The organism is Methylorubrum populi, from assembly GCA_036946625.1.
GTDB lineage: Bacteria > Pseudomonadota > Alphaproteobacteria > Rhizobiales > Beijerinckiaceae > Methylobacterium > Methylobacterium populi_C.
This window is the reverse complement of sequence record JAQIIU010000002.1, coordinates 734,677-752,448: the sequence shown is the minus strand read 5'-3', so window position 1 is coordinate 752,448 and position 17,772 is coordinate 734,677. Positions and strand designations below refer to the sequence as shown.

At 66.6% G+C, this 17,772-nt stretch carries 26 protein-coding genes and 1 tRNA gene; 15 read left to right on the top strand and 12 right to left on the bottom strand.

Going from position 1 to position 17,772, the window contains the following annotated elements; translation table 11 throughout:
- Positions 1-579: 579 nt before the first annotated feature.
- The 4 genes from PGN25_05345 to PGN25_05330 all read right to left on the bottom strand — a co-directional run bounded on the left by PGN25_05345 (position 580) and on the right by PGN25_05330 (position 1,990).
- Positions 580-858 carry a hypothetical protein gene (locus PGN25_05345; protein MEH3117039.1) on the bottom strand — a complete coding sequence of 93 codons (279 nt, stop codon included), beginning with the start codon at positions 856-858 and terminating at the stop codon, positions 580-582.
- Positions 851-1,123 carry a DUF837 domain-containing protein gene (locus PGN25_05340; GenBank protein ID MEH3117038.1) on the bottom strand — a complete coding sequence of 91 codons (273 nt, stop codon included), beginning with the start codon at positions 1,121-1,123 and terminating at the stop codon, positions 851-853. The genes PGN25_05345 and PGN25_05340 overlap by 8 nt, the downstream gene beginning before the upstream one ends.
- A gap of 83 nt (positions 1,124-1,206) precedes the next feature.
- On the bottom strand, positions 1,207-1,353 hold the full coding sequence (locus PGN25_05335; protein MEH3117037.1) for a hypothetical protein: 147 nt from the start codon (positions 1,351-1,353) through the stop codon (positions 1,207-1,209).
- Positions 1,354-1,765: 412 nt separating this feature from the next.
- The gene (locus tag PGN25_05330; protein ID MEH3117036.1) at positions 1,766-1,990 is read right to left on the bottom strand and encodes a hypothetical protein; all 225 of its coding nucleotides are present in this window, start codon (positions 1,988-1,990) and stop codon (positions 1,766-1,768) included.
- Between PGN25_05330 and PGN25_05325 the strand changes: the two genes are divergently transcribed.
- The 3 genes from PGN25_05325 (at position 1,977) to PGN25_05315 (ending at position 4,267) form a co-directional block, all read left to right on the top strand.
- Positions 1,977-2,234 (top strand): hypothetical protein, encoded by a 258-nt coding sequence (locus PGN25_05325; GenBank protein MEH3117035.1) that lies wholly within the window; start codon positions 1,977-1,979, stop codon positions 2,232-2,234. The genes PGN25_05330 and PGN25_05325 overlap by 14 nt on opposite strands.
- 410 nt (positions 2,235-2,644) lie before the next feature.
- The gene (locus PGN25_05320) at positions 2,645-3,343 is read left to right on the top strand and encodes a helix-turn-helix transcriptional regulator (GenBank protein MEH3117034.1); all 699 of its coding nucleotides are present in this window, start codon (positions 2,645-2,647) and stop codon (positions 3,341-3,343) included.
- 186 nt (positions 3,344-3,529) lie between these two features.
- Positions 3,530-4,267, top strand: a complete 738-nt coding sequence (locus tag PGN25_05315; GenBank protein MEH3117033.1) for a BRO family protein — start codon at positions 3,530-3,532, stop codon at positions 4,265-4,267.
- Here the strand turns inward: PGN25_05315 and PGN25_05310 are convergent.
- Positions 4,180-5,172, bottom strand: coding sequence for an IS481 family transposase (locus PGN25_05310; protein MEH3117032.1), 993 nt, complete (start codon positions 5,170-5,172; stop codon positions 4,180-4,182). The genes PGN25_05315 and PGN25_05310 overlap by 88 nt on opposite strands.
- Before the next feature lie 135 nt (positions 5,173-5,307).
- Between PGN25_05310 and PGN25_05305 the strand changes: the two genes are divergently transcribed.
- A complete protein-coding gene (locus PGN25_05305) occupies positions 5,308-5,697 on the top strand; it encodes a hypothetical protein (protein MEH3117031.1) in 390 nt (129 codons plus the stop codon).
- Positions 5,698-5,703: 6 nt separating this feature from the next.
- Here PGN25_05305 and PGN25_05300 read toward each other — a convergent pair whose 3' ends face one another.
- Positions 5,704-6,975: a transposase gene (locus PGN25_05300; GenBank protein MEH3117030.1), complete on the bottom strand. Its 1,272-nt coding sequence runs from the start codon at positions 6,973-6,975 to the stop codon at positions 5,704-5,706.
- Between the two features lie 159 nt (positions 6,976-7,134).
- On the opposite strand from PGN25_05300, the gene PGN25_05295 reads away from it, so the two are divergent.
- The gene (locus PGN25_05295; GenBank protein MEH3117029.1) at positions 7,135-7,659 is read left to right on the top strand and encodes a transposase; all 525 of its coding nucleotides are present in this window, start codon (positions 7,135-7,137) and stop codon (positions 7,657-7,659) included.
- Positions 7,660-7,786: 127 nt separating this feature from the next.
- Here PGN25_05295 and PGN25_05290 read toward each other — a convergent pair whose 3' ends face one another.
- From PGN25_05290 to PGN25_05275, 4 genes are all read right to left on the bottom strand, one after another.
- Entirely contained in the window at positions 7,787-8,122 is a 336-nt protein-coding gene (locus tag PGN25_05290; protein MEH3117028.1) for a BrnA antitoxin family protein, read from the bottom strand.
- The gene (locus tag PGN25_05285; GenBank protein MEH3117027.1) at positions 8,082-8,354 is read right to left on the bottom strand and encodes a BrnT family toxin; all 273 of its coding nucleotides are present in this window, start codon (positions 8,352-8,354) and stop codon (positions 8,082-8,084) included. Before PGN25_05285 ends, PGN25_05290 begins: the two co-directional genes overlap by 41 nt.
- An 87-nt stretch (positions 8,355-8,441) precedes the next feature.
- Positions 8,442-8,564, bottom strand: coding sequence for a hypothetical protein (locus PGN25_05280; protein ID MEH3117026.1), 123 nt, complete (start codon positions 8,562-8,564; stop codon positions 8,442-8,444).
- Complete coding sequence (locus PGN25_05275; protein ID MEH3117025.1) at positions 8,561-8,794, bottom strand: hypothetical protein; 234 nt, start codon at positions 8,792-8,794, stop codon at positions 8,561-8,563. The genes PGN25_05280 and PGN25_05275 overlap by 4 nt, the downstream gene beginning before the upstream one ends.
- Before the next feature lie 183 nt (positions 8,795-8,977).
- Here PGN25_05275 and PGN25_05270 point away from each other — a divergent pair, with 183 nt between their 5' ends.
- The 4 genes from PGN25_05270 to PGN25_05255 all read left to right on the top strand — a co-directional run bounded on the left by PGN25_05270 (position 8,978) and on the right by PGN25_05255 (position 13,034).
- Positions 8,978-10,564 (top strand): hypothetical protein, encoded by a 1,587-nt coding sequence (locus PGN25_05270; GenBank protein ID MEH3117024.1) that lies wholly within the window; start codon positions 8,978-8,980, stop codon positions 10,562-10,564.
- A complete protein-coding gene (locus PGN25_05265) occupies positions 10,561-10,722 on the top strand; it encodes a hypothetical protein (protein ID MEH3117023.1) in 162 nt (53 codons plus the stop codon). The genes PGN25_05270 and PGN25_05265 overlap by 4 nt, the downstream gene beginning before the upstream one ends.
- Complete coding sequence (locus PGN25_05260; protein ID MEH3117022.1) at positions 10,685-11,893, top strand: IS701 family transposase; 1,209 nt, start codon at positions 10,685-10,687, stop codon at positions 11,891-11,893. Before PGN25_05265 ends, PGN25_05260 begins: the two co-directional genes overlap by 38 nt.
- 299 nt (positions 11,894-12,192) lie before the next feature.
- Positions 12,193-13,034, top strand: a protein-coding gene (locus PGN25_05255) for an IS5 family transposase (protein MEH3117021.1) whose coding sequence is annotated in 2 segments (ribosomal slippage) — positions 12,193-12,583 and positions 12,583-13,034 — 843 coding nt in all. Because the reading frame shifts where the segments join, the coding sequence is not laid out codon by codon here.
- 29 nt (positions 13,035-13,063) lie between these two features.
- On the opposite strand, the gene PGN25_05250 is transcribed toward PGN25_05255, so the two are convergent.
- Positions 13,064-14,374: an IS4 family transposase gene (locus PGN25_05250; GenBank protein ID MEH3117020.1), complete on the bottom strand. Its 1,311-nt coding sequence runs from the start codon at positions 14,372-14,374 to the stop codon at positions 13,064-13,066.
- A 264-nt stretch (positions 14,375-14,638) separates the two neighbouring features.
- On the opposite strand from PGN25_05250, the gene PGN25_05245 reads away from it, so the two are divergent.
- The 6 genes from PGN25_05245 to PGN25_05220 are packed head-to-tail and all read left to right on the top strand — an operon-like array spanning position 14,639 to position 17,501.
- A complete protein-coding gene (locus PGN25_05245) occupies positions 14,639-14,905 on the top strand; it encodes a hypothetical protein (protein ID MEH3117019.1) in 267 nt (88 codons plus the stop codon).
- Positions 14,902-15,180 carry a hypothetical protein gene (locus PGN25_05240; protein MEH3117018.1) on the top strand — a complete coding sequence of 93 codons (279 nt, stop codon included), beginning with the start codon at positions 14,902-14,904 and terminating at the stop codon, positions 15,178-15,180. Before PGN25_05245 ends, PGN25_05240 begins: the two co-directional genes overlap by 4 nt.
- Positions 15,177-16,058 carry a hypothetical protein gene (locus tag PGN25_05235; GenBank protein MEH3117017.1) on the top strand — a complete coding sequence of 294 codons (882 nt, stop codon included), beginning with the start codon at positions 15,177-15,179 and terminating at the stop codon, positions 16,056-16,058. The genes PGN25_05240 and PGN25_05235 overlap by 4 nt, the downstream gene beginning before the upstream one ends.
- Positions 16,055-16,315: a hypothetical protein gene (locus PGN25_05230; protein ID MEH3117016.1), complete on the top strand. Its 261-nt coding sequence runs from the start codon at positions 16,055-16,057 to the stop codon at positions 16,313-16,315. The genes PGN25_05235 and PGN25_05230 overlap by 4 nt, the downstream gene beginning before the upstream one ends.
- Positions 16,315-16,899, top strand: coding sequence for a hypothetical protein (locus PGN25_05225; protein MEH3117015.1), 585 nt, complete (start codon positions 16,315-16,317; stop codon positions 16,897-16,899). The genes PGN25_05230 and PGN25_05225 overlap by 1 nt, the downstream gene beginning before the upstream one ends.
- A 20-nt stretch (positions 16,900-16,919) precedes the next feature.
- Positions 16,920-17,501: a hypothetical protein gene (locus PGN25_05220; GenBank protein MEH3117014.1), complete on the top strand. Its 582-nt coding sequence runs from the start codon at positions 16,920-16,922 to the stop codon at positions 17,499-17,501.
- 57 nt (positions 17,502-17,558) lie between these two features.
- Here the strand turns inward: PGN25_05220 and PGN25_05215 are convergent.
- Positions 17,559-17,634, bottom strand: a tRNA-Lys gene (locus tag PGN25_05215).
- Between the last annotated feature and the right edge of the window lie 138 nt (positions 17,635-17,772).

The window sequence follows — 17,772 nt, the reverse complement described above, 5'->3', positions numbered from 1 at the left end:
CCCTCGGCGTCGTCGTGGCCGAAGGGATCGGGGGTGTCCCAAACCGCGGGTTCGGGGGGTGCCGGCCTCGGGCGACGTGTGGCTCCACCCCTCCCATCCAGTGATTCTTCCTTACGGCTAGGAGTATCTTGTGAATGTGGTTGTGATTGCTTGAGCCCAGCTTCCTTTTCGCCACCCGTTTGCTTTAGCATTGCTTTGGCATTGCCACCCTTCGAGCCTGCCTTTGCCCTCCGCTCATAGGCGGCTTTGGCAGAGCAAAGCTCCCGATCGATCCTGGCGTGTCTCCATCCTTCGCCGAAGAACTCGGCGAGCGTGTCGCACATGGAGGACCACTCACGCGGGGAGCACCGACAAACCCGCGCGAGCTTGGCGTCCTCTCGTGGGAGGCCGCCGTTCTGCCAGTAGTGCATGATGAGCAGCAGGTAGCCGCCGTGCTCGATCGTGCTCAGGTGGCCCGTGTCCGCGAGGTAATCCGCGACATAGAGGGGCATCCAAGGTCTGGACATGACGGCACCGTTCCGGAAACCGCAGGCGCGGCCGGTCGAAGGGGGTTGTGACTGCGGGCGGGTTTGGGAACGTTCAGGGTGGAACACGGATACGTGCCGTCGGCTTCGGGGCGAGATGCCCGCGGAACGGGCCTGCGGACGGCGGAGGCGCTTCCCGCAGCCGGGCGAGGAGGCGGGCGGTCTCCCGGTGGGCCTCGGCGCGCACGCGGTTGCGCCGGGCGGCCTCGTCCAGCCCTTCGGCTTCGAGGCTGAGGGCGAGGCCGCTGTCGTGGCGGGCGACGCTCTCGTGCCACCGCAGAAGTCGATCCAGGCGCTGCTGATCGACGGCCGGCAGGTCTTCGGCCTCATGCATGGCCGTGCTCGCCGAGCCGCTGGCGCAGGCCCTGGTTCTCTGCCGTCAGCCGGGCAATCCGGTCTTCCAGTTCGAGATGCGCCCGCTCGTCGGGCACGAGGTGGGCGCGCATGAACCGGGTGTAGGCTTCGGCCGCCGCCTGATGATCGGCGATGTCGTCGCTCTGCGCGGCGTGCCGCTTGGCCTCGACCCATCGCTCGAACAGGGTGTTGCGATAGGCCGTCACCCGCTCGACGACGGGGCATCTCGGGTCAGCAGTCAGCATCGGCCAAAGCTCCATGGGTGCGGGAGCGCCGTGTTCGGGCGGATCAGGTCACGGCGGCGCGCGAGCGTGGAGGCCGGGGCGGGTCATTCGTCAGTCTCCCGCAGCCAGACGCCGAACTCGGTCAGCGAGAAGCCGAGCGCGCTCAGCCTCCGGCCCAGCGGGTCGCGCAGCCAGAGCGGACACGCGTTCCGCAAGCGCTTCGAACTCGGCAGCCAGGCACGCCAACTCATCGGTACTCTCCCGGCTACGACTCGTCCGCGCCGTGCGGATCGCATCAATCTCTGCGGCCTGGACGCGATGGGCCTTGCGATACCAAAGGTCGAAGGCGCGCCAGTACGTAAGCCCGGCACGGCGCGCGGCGCGCGCGATCTGCGTCTTGACCCGGTCGCCCGGCACGAGGGGCAGCGCGAGGTCGCGCAGACCCTCGGACGCCTCAAGAACGAAGGCGGGCACCCGCGCCTCCCAAGACTTTTGGGACATCTCCCAAAACCTTTCCGTCAGAGTGATTCCGACAGAGGGAACAGGAGGCCGTCAGGTGGACACGAAGGGCACGATGAACGGGGGCGGACGCGGTGCTGTAGGAGGCGAGCGCGTCCGGCCGCACAATCGGGCCGGGGTGAAACAGAGCAATCAACAGAGCAATCACGGGCATGCCCCCGCTTCGGCGGGCGCGCCCTTCGGCAGCAAATCGACCGCGCGGACCTCGCCGGCCGTCACCGCCTCGATGCGGGCGGTGACACGGACCGACGGGCCCCGTTCTCGGAACCGGAGCTTGCGGACGGTGCCGGCGGAGATGCCGCCGATGCGCTCGGCCATTACCTCGTCGGAGACGAGTTCGCGGCGCATCCAGAGCTTGAGCGAGACCATGGGATCAGGCCTCCTCGCGTTGCAGACGGTGACGGCCGCGCCGGCCGAATTGCCGCCCGCACGGCTGGCCGAAGTCCTGGCGATCGTGGTGTTCGAAGTGGTCGGTGCGATCGATCCGGCCAATCGGAGCGCCGCCTTGGAGCGGGTGGCCAACCGCTTGGATGGACACGGCCGCGCCTTCGGGGGCGAGGCTGCGGCCATGCTGGGGGCCGTGGGGGCGGCGCTGATGCGGCTTGAGGCCTGAGGGTTGCCCGCGCATCATGGAGGATGAGGGGGGCATTAGGGGTGGGCCTCGGGAGCCAAGTTATTTGAGCTAATATCTAGGTTCCGACGCGATCCGCTAGGACGGACAACTTCATCTGGCCAGGCCAAATCCTTTGGCCAATTTTTATCAAACCACCCAATGATGCTGTCGTAAGTCCTTATTATAAATGACCTTTTTGGGTCAGAAATTCGCTCAAAGAACCCCCAATCGCGCGCGCAAACACGACCGATTGTCGTTAGCTTTATCCCTTCGTCCCCATAGATCCTGGCACAAGCCATCAGATGCGCTCGCAGATCGTCTTCCATGATGGGAGTTTAGTAGAAAAAATCCCATCCATCAAGTGTAAATATCCTACTCGCTTTGGCCTGTGAAACGTGGGAAAAAACTACATGGAACGCACACTCAAAGCCTTCGTCGAGCGCAGACTCGCTGAAATCGGAACGAATCCGTTTGAAGCAGCAAAGAGCGCTGGCCTCGAGAGAGGCTTTGTCAATGATATATTGCAAGGAAAGAAGTCTACAGTCAGGGGAAGCAATATTATTAAACTAGCTAGTGCCCTCAGAGTTGATGTGCGAACATTAGTGGAAGAAACGCTCAATTCAGTCCCGTCACAGGAGCTTCTTGACTGGGTTGATAAAAATGAGCCCAAATCTGCGGATTTGGAATTTTCTTCTGAAGAAATTGTCTCAATTCAGGAGGCAGTAGAAGTATACAATATTATTAAAACCAATGATGGAAAGGCTCTGATCGAGCCAAGCCCTAGCAGCTTTATGCCGACGCTGGGATTTTTCCGCCTATATAGAATAAGCTATGGCGTTGTAGTCTACGACAGCGATATGGAGCCTGAACTGCGGCCGGGGGAAAATGCTTTTGTAGACTCAAACTTTCCTCCCGTAAAGGGAAATACCTGCTTATTCAAAGGATTTAGTGATAATCGCCGATCGTATACACCTGTTAAATTTGGAATACTGACAAATATTAGTGATGAAAACTGGACAATAAAGCAGTGGAACCCCGAGAAAGAATTAATACTTTCACGGATGGAATGGCCGGTTTGCCATAAGGTGGCGGGCAAACTGTCAAGATAGCGGCACAGCAGAAGTAGGAAATATCCATTTTTGGATTGACGTGGGACATTTCCCACCATAGTTTGCCTCCATCGCCCCTCGCGGTGGAGCCCTCCCATGCTCGCCAACGCCCTCCCGTTTCTTCCGATCCTCGCCTGCGCCAGCCTCTGGCTGATCGGCCATCACGTCTACGGGCGGGCCTGATCCATGGCCGCGCTCGTTCCCTACGCCTTCGAAGGCCGCACGCTGCGTAGCCTGCTCCTTGGCGACGAGCCCTGGTTCATTGCCGGCGATGTCGCCGCGTTCCTGGGGCATCGTGATGCTGCCGATCTGAAGCGCAGCCTGGACGACGACGAAAAGGGTACGCACCGAGTGCGTACCCCTGGCGGAGAGCAGGATGTCTCGGTCATCTCCGAGGCCGGGCTCTACCGGGCGATCGTCCAGCGCCGCGCCACCTCCGCGATCCCGGCCGGGACCCGCGCCTTCATCGCCCGCTTCCAGCGCTGGGTGTTCCACGACGTGCTGCCGGCGATCCGCCGGACCGGCACCTACGCCATCCCCGACTTCGCCAATCCGGCCGCTGCCGCCAGGGCCTGGGCCGAGCAGTACGAGGCACGGGTACTGGCGGAACGGAGGAAGGCCGAGATCGGCTCGCGCCGCGAGGCAACGGCCATGGCGACAGCCAGCCGCGAGGCTCAGAGGGCGAACCGCCTGGAAATCGAACTCGACCGCTCGGGTCAGTACGCGACGGTGAAGCGGATGGAGGCGCTGCACCGCGGCCGGGAATTCGATTGGCGCCTCCTCAAGCGCATCTCGCAGCAGAAGGGGTGGCTTCCGATTTCGGTGCCCGACGCGAACTATGTGTTTGGTCCCGGCATTTGGTGGAGCGGGTTTGACCTGAAGCGGCCGGGCTCAGCGGACCATGCCTTGCAGATGGCTTCGTAGGGCGTGAGGCCGCGCAGGGTCTTCAAACGGCGTGCGAAGTTGTAGGCGCTGACAAAGTCGGCCAAGTGCGCACGGAGTTGCGCGTGGCTGTCGTAATGGTAGCGCTTGACCGTCGCGTCCTTGATCGTGCGGTTCATCCGCTCGACCTGACCGTTCGTCCAGGGGTGGCGCGGTTTGGTCAGCCGATGGTCGATATCGTTGCGGGCGCAGGCAAGTTCGAAGCTGTGGGCTCGGAAGGTCTCGCCGGCTACAATCGCCTCCTTGATGACGGAAGCGGCCGAGGCGACGTTGCCGGGCGTGGTGAAGTGGGTGCCGTTGTCGGTGAGCACCGTGTGCACCTTGTAAGGCACGGCCTCGATGAGATGGCGGAGGAAGTCACCTGCGACCCGCCGCGTGGCCTTCTCGTGGAGCTCAACGAAGGCGAACTTGGTCGTGCGGTCGATAGCGACGAGCAGGTAGAGTCGCCCTTCGGCTGTGTGAACCTCGGCCAGATCGATGTGGAAATAGCCGAGCGGGCAGGTCTTGAAGCGTGACCGCTTGGGCTTGTCACCGTCGACCTCCGGCAGTCGGCTGATGCCGTGGCGCTGCAGGCACCGATGCAGCGACGAACGGGTCAGGTGCGGGATCGTCGCCTGGAGCGCGTAGAGGCAGTCGTCCAACGGCAGGAGCGTATGGCGGCGAAAGGCGACGACGACCGCCTCGTCCTCCTGTGACAGCACCGTCGAGCGGGGATCCTTCGGACCCGTGCGCTGATCGGCGACCGAGGTCCGCTGCCGCCACTTGGCGACCGTCTTCCGGTTGATCCCGTAGCGCTTCGAGAGCGCCCTCAGGCTCGCTTGACTATGCTGGATCGCTCGACGGACTGCCTCCGTCGTGGTGGCGCTGCCGTGAAGAACTTGGCCCATAGCGCGTCCCTCCACTCCAACGTGAAGAGTGCACCATCAAACCCTGGGATCAAACAACTATGGAACCGTGAAAGCCTATCACGCCGAGGTGTGGCGCGAGGCGTACGCGATCGAGATCCCGGCGGGGGCCTTGTCATGAGCGGGTCGGTCTCCGCCGCGATCGACGCGCACCGCAAGGCCTGGGCCGACTTCTGCCCCGAGGCGCGCTCGTTCCACGCCAGGGCCAGCCGTCACCGCGGCCAGCACTGGCATGAATACCAGACCGCCCGCGAGGCCTACGAGGGTGCCACCGATGGTCTGGTGCGCAGCGCCCGTCTGATCGCCTCTCCGGGCGACCTCCAAGCCTTCGCCGATTACGTGGCCAGCCTCCACGCCTACGGCCGGAGCGACGTGGCTGCCGGCGTCTACGCCATTGAATGCCGGCATCTGTCCGATGCCATCGCGGCCATCGCAGTGGCCATGCGCCGTCTGTCGATGCTGGTCGATCGAGGCGCGGATACGCCCCGCTACGGAGAGACCCTATGAGCGACGTCATCGAGATGTTTCCCGAGCCCCGCCGGGCCGAGAGGCTGATGGACACCGCCGCCGACGGCGGCATCGAGGTCTCCGTCCACTTCTGCCGGGTCGCCGGGCCGAGCCTGCTGTTCGGCCTGAGCGGCGACACGCCGCCGACCGAGGCGGCGATGGCGGCCCTGATCGAGATGTCGGCGCGCTTCGGCTACCGACCAGCAGTCCCGCATCGACGTAGCCGGCATCCACGAAGTGCTCGGCCGGCAGAAGGTTCTTTGCCGCCAGCTGCTCGTGGATCGCGGCCGTGCTCGCCATGTCCGGCTGCATCGCCGGACAGGTCATCACGTTTGTGATCAGATGGGCCGCGTCCGCATCGCAGACTTCGGTGACGTGTACCTTGTAACCCGACCATTCCATCTGCCGCTTGGTGCTGTAGTGGACCTCCGGGTCGTAGGGAGACTGCAGTCGCTCGCCGACCGGCGGCAACTCGGCGCCGCTGCGCCACCGTGGCGGCCCGCTTCCCTCGCGGGCATAATGCACTCGCCATACATCGCGCAGCGTTCCCACCATCGGCACGGCCCGCACCTCAGGCGGTGCCGCCGGCGCGTCCAGCGCTTCGAGTAGGGCAAACCCGTCCGTACCGATCGCAAGAGCGAGTGCCTCGCGTTCCGTCCGAGCCCTGGGCAGGCGATAGTCCTCCACCCGGCGTCCATAGCGCTCGAACCAGACCGGTCGAGCGATGCCGCGCAGCCAGTCCGGAGCGACGGCAGCGAGATCGTCGAGCGCAGCGCGCAGGGTCTCGGCGACCAGTTCAAGGAGGTGCAGATCGTGAACGGCAGCCAGCACGTGCGTGCTGTCGGTGCGCTGCTTGCCGCGCGCTTTGACCAGCCCCCGAGCCTTGAAGCGGGCGAGCATCCGGTCCAGCAGCAACTGCTCGCCGCCGCCGGCAATGAGACGGGCACGGAACTCGGTCAGCACGCTGAAGTGGAAGCCCGGATCGGTCAATTCGAGACCGAGCGCGTACTTCCAGTCGATGCGTGCACGTACGGCGTCGGCCGCTTGACGGTCGCTCAGGTGCTCGGAGAACTGGAGGACCGTGACCAGGGCCAGCCGCCAGGGCGCAAGACCGGGCTGGCCGCGGGTCGGATAGAGATCGCGGAAGTCCTCGTCCTGGTAGAGGGCGCTGAACTCATCGCGCAACCGCGTCGCGACCGTCCCTTTGGGGAAAGCCGCGCGCGCCACGCGCGCCGTCTCGACGGGGATCGCGCCGATCGGTTCCGGTCGCAGGCTCATCGCGCACCTCCGTGCCAACACCCCCGACCATCTGATTCGCCGACAGTATCTCCTGAACGGCGGCGCCGAGCTGGACGCAGTAGTGCTCCACGGCGTCGCGGAAATCGGCGTTGGCCTTGACGCGACCATGACGTCGCGTTGGAAGGGCCGGTCCGCGCCATGCCGAGGCGGGCGACGCAGGCTGAGCAGACCTATGAACAGCGCCACTTCGCAATCGACTGGGAAGGCGAGCGGGTCACCTGTCCCCAGGGCAAGACGTCAGTGACGTGGCGCGCTACCCGCGACGAGGTCGGTGCCCCGCGCTTCCAGGCGGTGTTCAGCCGGACCGATTGCGGCGCCTGCGCGACGCGAGCGCTTTGCACCGCGTCGAAGGAGGCGCGCCGCTCCGTCTACTTCCTGCCGCGCCCGGAATACGAGGCGCTGAACGCCGCTCGAGACCGGATGCAGGATCCAGCCTGGAAGCAGCGGTATCGCATCCGCGCCGGGATCGAAGGCACGCTCTCGCAGGGCGTGCGGGCCTTCGGACTACGCAGGAGCCGATACATCGGCCAAGCCAGGACCGGACTGCAGCAGGTGTGCGTGGCCGCAGCGATGAACGCCGCGCGGGTCGTACACTGGTTGGCGGCAGTGCCGCGAGCCAGGACGCGCACGACACGCTTCGCAGCCTTGGCACAGGCCGCCTGATTCGCCGACAGTATCTTCAGGACGTCCACGAGCCGGCGTGGGAGTTTCGTGCGCTGACGCCGGAAGAGACCGCGGCGCTCTATGCCGGGGAGGGGGCTTGAGCGATGGCCGTCACCATCCCCTCCGCTCAGCCCCGCGAGCCGGCCTTCTCCCGCTCGACCGCTTCGAGCAGCACCGCGTCGATCCGGGTCTGCCAGCCCGGCCCGCCGGCGCGGAAATGCGCCAGCACGCTCGGCGAGAGCCGCAGCGATACGGGCTCCTTGGCGTCGGGCTTGGCCGGGCGTCCGCGCCGCACCAGCCTGCCGCCCACGAGGAAGTCGGCCCGGTCCATCATCGCGTCGGTGAGTTCGGGCAGTTCCTCGTATTCCTCGGCCGTGATGACGTGCGCATCGACCTTGGCGAAGTCGGTCTCCCCTATGGCGTCAGCGGAGAAGCGGGGCGTAGCGAACCTGTTCGCGGTCATTGGCCTTCCTCATCGTGAAGACGTGGCGATCCGCGCCACGCGGGGTCCAGCCGACGATCACCATGCGCCCTCGCAGGAGGCCGACCGTAATGATGCGGGTCTCGCCGTAATCGGCCCGGGTGTCCTCGAACTCGTGGACCGGACCGGCGAACACAGCCTCGGCCGCCTGGAAATCCAGGCCACGTTCGGCCAGGGCCTTGGCCCGCTTGGCCGGGTCGAAGGTGATCGTCATCGCGGAGGATCGCAGGCCTTTCGGCAGGGGTCAATAAACGTAGATACGGAAATTCATCAGGCCGGTCCTGCGGTCGCCGGGATCGACCTACTCGGCCGGCCCCTGCCGGCCCTGCTGAACCGACCGCTCGTTCACGCGCATCGCCGCGTAGCCGAGCCCGATCACGACGAGGGGCAGCGCGACGTAGGCGTAGATCCAGAGACCGGTCATCGCAGTCCTCCGAGCGTGTGGCGCGCCATCCCGTGCAGCGCGGCCGCGGCGATCAGCCAGAACACGCTTCCTGCCACGAACAGGAAGCCGACCGTACCACCATTCGTCCCACCGATTCCATATAGGGTCGCGACCGTCGGACCGAGCACCCCCACCGTCAGGCAGGCCGTGGAGGCACGATCCAGGGCGTTGGCGGTCAGCTTCGTGCGCTCGTTCGCGATCAGGCTCATCGCGGCGCCCTATCACGCGTGGGGACGATTCGCGCCCACCTCTTCGAGCTTTCCGGGCGGCTCCCGCCGTTCCGGCCTGAGGACGGCCATGCCCTGAGCACGCCGCCCTGAACGCAAGCGGCCCCCGCCGGTCTGGAACACCGGCGGAGGCCATAGCCCCACCCCACACATCGGATAAATGCCATGCTGCAGGACCATTCCCGCAATCGCACCCCCATGCCCGCCGCGCAACCGCCGGCCGACACCGCCCCGCCCGAGCCGGGGCCCGCCCGCGCCGAAGCCGGGATCGCCCGGATGCTTTTGGCGTCGGCCGATGCTGAGCCGGCCCAGCCGGATCCGATCCTTGGCGTGATTGAGGTCTGGCGAAAGCGTACCGCAGCATACGACGCGTTCGATGCTCAGGTGGACGCTGGCTCTTTCGTGGGCAGCAAGATCTCCGAGGAGGATCGGCTCATCGCGGAGCTTACCCCAGCGCGCGACGCCGTCTTGGCAACCGTGCCGACCACGCCGGTCGGCCGAGCCGCCCTTGTCCAATTCGTGCGTGACGAGATCGCCGCCTCCGGTATGGCCGACGGCGGACCGCCGGACGACGACCATCCGGTTTGGCGCGACGGGCTGCGGGCGCTTCTGGCGGCGCAGGAGGCGGAGATCCGTGCCGCTGCGCCCGTCCTCCCCGATCACGAGACCCGCTTCCTCGCCCTGATCCCGTGGTTCGCCCGAGTCGTCCCCGAGGGTGAGGAGGCTCGCAACCGCGCCTCTCGTCTTCACGAGGAGGGCATGGCGGTCGCTGGCGAAGCGTGGTCTCCGGCCTTGGAGAAGGCTTGGCGCGAGAACGGCTACAGCGCCGCTGCCGACCTCGCCAACGATCTGGACGAGCCCATCGCCGTGGCGTTCGAGCCGTTCATGTCCCTGCCGATGACGACCCTGCCGGCCCTTGCATGGAAGGCGCGGGTGTCTCTGTACCTGTTCGACGGGGCCGAGGAGGCGCTGTCCGACTTGGCGGCGCTGGCGGTGGCGGTAAGCCCGCATCCGGCCGTTGGGGGTGAAGTCCATCCAGACAACGCGCTCTTGGCCATGGGGCCGACCATCACTGAGTTGGCCGGGCGCCGCGACAGCCTCTATCCGGCCTCGCGCGACACCGAACTCGCCGCCATGCGCGTCGTTGGCCAGGCGCCCGAAGCCCACACCCAGGAGTGCCGGGACTGGTTCGCGCGCTTGAGAGCCGAGCAGGCGCGCAACGGTCACGACACAGCGAACGCCGCCTACAACGCGGCCGACAGCGAATTGCTGGACGCCCTGATCGATCTCGCCGAGATCCGAGCCGCGACCATGGACGGCCTGATCTTCAAGGCGCGCCTCGCTCACGAGCACGAGGTCGAGGAGATCGCCAGCGGCATCGTCGCCAATCTGATCGCGATGGAGAAGACGAAAGAGGGGCGACAGGTCAGGCCATCGCTCTCCGACCAGATCATCGCGTGCTGGCGCGAATGGGCTGCTCTCATCGATTTCGATAAAACTGAGCAGGGATTGGCTGCCAACGAGCGCTTGGACGCGGAACGATCCGCCCTTTGCGCTGCAGCCGAAGCGCTACCGGTCGGGCTTGGCAACGTGCCGGCCAAGGCGCTCGCCCTGGCGTGGCTACAATACTCGGATCTCTGGCATCACGGCGACGATCGTGAAGCCTATCACATCGACGGCCGGCTCGCGCTCGACATCGACACCGCCATCTGTGGCCGCCTGAAGACGCACTACACGGGAGAGGCGGCATGAGCGCGCGTCTCATCGAACGCCCGGTCATCGGCGTCAACGTGATGGTGCTGCGCGACGGGCGCATCGTTGCCTTAGCATTACAGTTGCGTTTTTGGCGAGGTTCTGACTCCATGCGGCACCATGATTCGTGCATCATGGACGCCGGGGGCCTCGATTGAGGCGACGCTGGAGCTCTGGGCCTCTTCGCTGCGGGAGGTGAAGGGACGCATGCGCCCGCTGTTTTCTCAGGAGCGGGTGGCGGCCTCGGCGGGAGCATTCCTGGACGGACTGCTCGGCGCGGAGCGGCGCAAGACCAGTTGGATGCGGGCGGAAGCTGCGGGCGATCCCGGGCCCTGGCGTCAGCAGGCCGTGCTCGGTCGCGGACGCTGGGATGCCGACGCCCTGCGCGACGTCGTGCGGGACTATGCCCTGGAAACCCTGGCCGACCCGGACGCGGTTCTGGTTCTCGACGAGACTGGCTTTCTCAAGCAGGGCAAAGCCTCGTGCGGTGTGCATCGCCAGTACACCGGCTCGGCCGGAAAGATCACGAACTGTCAGATCGGCGTGTTCGCGGCTTACGCCTCGCACCACGGTCACGCGTTCATCGATCGGGCCTTGTACCTGCCCAAGACCTGGACCTCGGATCCGGCCCGGCTGGCCGCCGCCCACGTGCCGGAGGGGACGAGCTTTTCGACCAAGCCGGGATTGGCTCTAACGATGATCGAGCGGGCGATGACCGCCGACGTGCCGTTCTCCTGGGTTGCGGCCGACACCGTCTATGGGGTCGGCGACATCGAGATGGCTCTACGGCGCGCGGGCAAGGGCTACGTGCTCGGGGTCAAGACCGATCACCTGTTCAATTCCTGGGTCGGCAAGCCGCTGGTGGCCGGCACCGCCGAGGCGATCGCGAACGGCCTCGCTCCGACGGCCTGGACGCGCCTGTCGGCGGGCGAGGGCACGAAGGGCGCGCGGCTGTACGACTGGGCTTACTGCGAGTTGGCCGACCTCGACGGTGCCGACTACGATCAGGCCGGCCTGTGGACGCGCGGCCTGCTGATCCGCCGTAGCCTGACTGACGGCGAGCGGGCGTACTTCACGACGTGGTGCCCGGCCGGCACGTCGGTCGCGACCCTGGCGACGGTCGAGGGCCAGCGTTGGACGATCGAGGACGCGTTCGAGACGGCCAAGACCGAACTTGGGCTCGCTCATAATGAGACCCGTTCCTGGCACGGCTGGCACCGGCACGTCAGCTTGGTGATGATGGCCTTCGCCCTGCTGGCCGTAATCCGCCATCACGCCAACGCGCCGCCCCCAAAAAGACGGGCGCGGCCGAGACCGCCCGCGCGCTGATCCGCTGGTCGGTCCAGGAGATCCGCCGCATCGCGGTGCGGCTGGCACAGCGGCGCATCCAGCCCGCTCACGTCATCGCATGGTCGCTCTGGCGACGGGCGCATCAGGCGACCGCCCGAAACGCCCATCTCAAACGCCGTGCGTCAGCCGACAGGGGACGTCAACGGCGTAAGCCCAGCACAATGAACAGCAAGCAAAAATGCTTTAAAACGCAACTGTAATGTTAGAGTCTGTCCGACGACATATTGATACGCTGGAGTGGGTTGTGGTGGAAGGCAGCCTCGGTCTGGGAGCTTGCGATGTGGACACAGGAGAACCGGGCCCGCTACGACCGCAGTGCCCTGCGCTATCCGAGTGATCTGACCGATGAGGAGTGGGCGCTGATCGAGCCGCTGATTCCGCCGGCCAAGCCGGGCGGCGGCAAGCGCAGCGTGGACATCCGCGCGGTGGTGGACGGGCTGATGTACGTGCTCAGCACCGGCTGCCAATGGCGCGCGATCCCGACGGACCTGCCGCCGCGCTCGACCGTGCACGGCTATCTTGATCTGTGGGACTACGACGGCACGCTGGCGCGCATCCACCACGCGCTGTTCGTGGCCTGCCGCGAGCGGGCGGGCCGGGCGGCCAGCCCGAGCGCGGCCATCCTCGACAGCCAGAGCGTGAAGGGCGCGGAAAAAGGGGGCGGGCGATCGACCCGTCGGGCTACGACGCAGGCAAGAAGATCCGGGGCAAGAAAAGGCACATCCTCGTCGACACGCAGGGCTTCGTGATGCACGCCCTGGTGCATCCGGCCAGCGTGCAAGACCGCACCGGCGGCGTGTGGGTGATGGCGAGCTTGTTTGGCCTCTACCCGTTCCTGCTGCGGCTGTATGCCGACGGCGGCTACCAGGGACCAGCGTTCAAGGCTGGTCTGCGCCGGGCCTGCCGCCGGCTCAAGCTCACGATCGTCAAGCGGTCCGATCAGGCCCAGGGCTTCGTCGTGCTGCCCAAGCGCTGGATCGTCGAGCGGACCTTTGCCTGGCTCAACCGCTGCTGGCGTCTGGCTAAGGACTGGGAATGCCGGAGCAGAACGGCGCGCGCCTTCCTGCTGCTCGCCTCCATCCGCCTCATGACGCGAAAGCTCTGCCAGAAAACAATATGATCTCGGACGGGCTCTGAGAGCCATGCCTTTTAAGGTGTTTTCTTAGCCATTAGCTTGGCCTTTTCGAGGACCCTGGCGGTGGCGACGTGTTTTCGGGCCGTAGCCGCCGCTACATAGGGCTTGTCGACCTTGCGCTTGGGACCACGCGGGCTGGTTGCAATCCGCCCTGGGTCGACCCGCTCCGCCAAGGCGAGCAAGCGGGCCGCGACGCTCGCCGCATCCTCCTGGCCCGTCAACACAGAGCCGTGTCCGAGCGCCACCATCAGCCCCTCGTAGCCGGCACCGATCTGACGGCTCAGGTGGAACACCGAGACCCGCGGCTCGGGCCCGTGCACCTGCTCGATGCACGCGCTCAGCAGGCTCAGCACGTTGTGGGCCAGAACGGCAGCGGCAAACCCCAGCAGGGCCGCCCGCGGACGACCCAGGCGACCGGCCTCGCTGTGCAGCACCCGTTCCATCTGCAGGAACAGACCCTCGATCCGCCAGCGTCGCCGATACACCTGCGCGATCTGCGCCGCACTGACGCTCGCCGGCAGGTTGCTCCACAGCCAGATCGTCCGGTCTCCCTCCGTCGTTGGCGCCGTCAAGCTCAGCGCGATGCGCCGCCACGCATCGCCGCTCCCCTCCAGCGTAATGCTCTGCTCACACAGTGTGCCGGTCTCGCAGGAGCCGCACGCCTGCCAATCCCCCTGCGCGCCCAGGCGGGGATGGTTGCCGTGCCGACGCACCACGAAGTGGCTGCCTGCCTCAACCAGACCCTGCAGCCAGGTCCGGACACAGAAGTGCCGATCGGCGACCCAGACCTGACCGGGCGCGGCAGCGTCCAGGAGGGCCCGGGCCAGCGCCCGTTCGTCGGCATAAGCATCTTCGGCCGCCACCAGATCGACGGCCAGGCCGGTATCGGGATCGTAGACGACCAGGGTCTGCCCCGGCAGGGCGGCGCCGCGATGCGCGCGCAGAGGCTTCAGGCGCTTGTCGCTGCCGGGCAGATGGTTGCCGTCCAGCACGCGCAGTGCGTAGCCCGGCAGGCTCGGATGGCCGGTGCCCGCCGCGGTCATCACCGGGGCCAGTCGGGTCGCGCTGCCGCGCACGAGGGCGCGCAGCAGGTCGGGCTCGGTGCGGTTGACCTTGTCGTAGAGGGCGGGCAGCGAGACGGTCAGGTCTTCGGCTTCGCGCGCAGCGGCGTGCAACGACGAGCGCAGGCCGAGAGCGACGAGCATCGTCAGCCTGACGACAGTGGAGAACAGCAACTCCCGCGTGTATTGCCGCTGGCGATGCTGCTCGAACACCTCGTCGATCCAGCCGGCCGGCAGCGCGTGTTCCAAGGCCGTGCGGGCCATCAGGCTCGTCGGCGCATAGTTCTCGAACCGTTCAATGACGGCAGACCAGACTGGATCGGATCCTTGCAATGCTTCGCTCATTGCAAGGATATAGTTAATATAAACGAACCTTAAAAGGCATAGCTCTGAGAGGGCATCGCCACCGCCGCCGAGGGGCAGGCCATCCTCGACGATCTGGACGGAGCGATCCTCGGCATCGAGGATCAACTTGCCTTCGACGACGGTCGCAACGGCCCCGACTGGCGCAAACGGGCGGAGATCGCGTTGAAGGTGAAGCGCCGTCAGCGGCCGGCCCTGCAACGGCGCATCGGCGAACTGCGCCGGGCTGAAAATCGGGACGAAGCCGAGGCGGACCGGGTCCGCATCAGGGCAGCGCAGATACGCGCCGCAGAGCACACGGACCGCAAGCGCGGCGCTTTCGTCAAAGCGGCCAAGGAACTGCTGACGCCCGAGGTTTTCACCGAGGTGTGGGCCAGGGCCGCAGAGCTGGACTCCACTGCGTTCGAGGAAGCAGTTGGGGGAGCGGCATGACCCGATCCTCTCCCTACACGGATACGCTCGGCCGCTTCTGGGCCTGCGAAAAGCTCGACCGCCTGCTGAGCGTGCCATCGGTCCTGCATCTCGTAGAGGCGGCGGCTCGAGCCGGTTACGCGGCTGATCGGTCGGAGTGGTATCCCGCCCGCGTCCTCGTATGGGCCCGAGACCGCTATCGCCGGGAGGAGCCGGCCGGGCTTCTCTTCGTCCTCGTCCATCGCTTTCACGCGATCGGGCTCGACCCGTTCGACGACGGGGATTTCGCGGAATGATCCCGCCCGACGTCTCCGACAAATTGACGAAGCTGATCCCGCTCCTTGGCAGCGACAAGGACGGCGAGGCGCTGGGCGCCGCGCGTGCGATCGGCCGGACCCTGAAAAGCGCTGGCCTGGACCTTCACGCCCTGGCCGGTCGCATTGGCCCGCAGACGACCGAAGCGCCCCGCGTTGTCTACCGCGACGTCCCCTACGCGACGCCCAGCTATAACTATGCCGACGCCTTCCGACGCGCCCGTCCGCCGGTGAGCATCCACGAGCCCGCCGACGCTCTCACCCGTAGCTTCGGCTTGCCGATCTACACCGAGGAGCGCTTGGCTCCTGGTGGGACGTGGGCCGGCACTGCCTGGAACTCAACCGCACGATCCCGAGAAAGCATGGCGGTCGCTTCCTGCGCGACTTCGAGCTTAAGATCGTCAGGGACATCGCCTCGGGCGCCCGCACCCCGACCAACGCCCAGGCGTCTTGGTTGGAGACGGTGGTCGCTCGCTGCCATCAGGCGCGCGCTGCGCAGCGCCGGGACGGTTCAGCATGACCGAGCGCGATCTTGCGATCTTCCGTGCCGGCATCCGACAGGCCGCCGAGTGGCGTTGCTCGCCGCCATGGCGATCGAGATCCGAGACGACGGCGCGGGTGACTTGCGCCAGCGCGCCGCCATCGAGGCGCTGCGCGGCTTCGCCGAGGGTCTGAAGGCCGAGACCCGGCCGGCCGACGCGGTGCCCGCCATGGTGGCCCGGATCGCATTGAGCCCGGCCGCAGAGGGCGAGGACACGTGCCCGACGTGTGCCGGCCGGGTCCGGTGGGCGAAGGACGCCATCAACGGCCACATCCACGCCCGGTGCGAGGCCGTCGGCTGCTTCGTGGTGATGGAATGACGGTGCGCGCCGTGTCTTACCCGCCCGGGTCCTGGCCGCTCGAAATGCGCGTTGAGACCGCCGCCGCCTACTGCGACGAGCCGAGCGTCGAGGCGTTCCTGTCGAAGGTCGAACGCGGGATCTATTGCCGGCCGCGCCGGCAGCAAGGATGCTTGCCGAAGTGGCATCGGGCCAAGCTCGATTCGGACATTGCCCGCCGGCACGGACTCGCCTTCGAAACGGCGGTCGTCGCCGAGGACGTGGCGGAGCTGATCTGATGCCGCGCACGAAGCCCGTCGGCTGGCCGAAGCTGATGGTCGCCCGCCGCCTCTCGACGGGTGCCACCGCCTACTATTGGGGCCCGCCGACCTGGGCGGCCAAGGGCGGCTGCCCTCTCACGTTCGAAAAGCTCGGGACCGCCTACGGCGAGGCGAAGCGCCGCTGCGATGAGATCCTGAACCCGCAGTTCGACGCGTGGCGCACGCGCTCGACCGCGCCGGTCGTCGAGGCGGCGGCGAAGGTCGGCACGTTCGATTGGCTCACCGGCATCTACCGGTCGTCGCCGAAGTTCACGGATCGGCCGCCGCGCACGCGCAAGAGCTACGATTCGGCGCTGGCGCTCGTCGCCGACTACAAGATGAAGGACGGCCGGCGCTTCGGATCGCTCGCGCTCGCCAGCATCCAGCCCGGCGTCGCCGACCGGCTCTACGACCGGCTCAAGACCAAGGCCGACGGTACGCTGCGGGTGCGCACCGCCATCCTGGCGATGACGGTCTGCAAGCGGGCCTGGAACGTGGCGCGCCGGGATCGGCCGCGCGAGATCCCGCTCGGCAACCCGTTCGCCAAGATGGGCCTCGCCTAAAGGCGAAGGCGACGCGGCCGGTGACGCACGCCGCCGCCGACAAGGCCGGAGAGGGGTCGATCGGCACGGCCGCGATGATCGCGTTCTTCTGGCTGCAGCGTCAGGAGGACATCCTGACCCGGCTCGCCTGGACGCACTACCGGCCGGCGGATGCGCCCGGCATCGTGCGCGTCTTCCACCACAAGACCGGCGAGTTGGTCGAGGTGCCGCTGTTCGACACGGACGGCACGTCGCTGTGGCCGGAGATGACAGCGCGCCTCGATGCGCAGGTGCGCCTCGGGACGCTGATCGTCACGCGCGAACAGCTCGACCGCCGCAGGAAGGTGCATCTGCCCTGGCAGCCCGACTACTTCCGCCATCAGGTCGCGGAGATCCGCGAGGCGGCCGGGATCGATGCCGAGGTGAAGTTCATGGGCCTGCGCCACGGCGGCAATGTCGAGGGCGCCGAGGCCGGCCTGACCGACGCGCAACTCCGCGCGCTCAGCGGTCACCTGACCACGGCCGCACTGCTCCGCTACGCCCAGACCACGGCCGCGCAGCGGCGCGAGGGCGCCCGCAAGCGGTTGGATGCGAGAACGAAGCGAGAGGGTTTGTCGAAATGAGCCGCTGACGCCGTGTCGAAACGGCGCTGCAGGTATCGGCTAAGTGATTGTAAAGATTGGTGGGCGCACTAGGGTTCGAACCTAGGACCCGCTGATTAAGAGTCAGCTGCTCTACCAACTGAGCTATGCGCCCGAAGCCTCTTTTGGAGAGGCCGGACCGCCGGGCCACCAGTCCCGTGCGGTGGCGGCGGATTAGCAATGGCCGGGCAGGCTGTCCAGCCCCTTTCCCGAAGTTTTCCGACAAAGCATCGCGGCCGGCCACGCGTCCGCA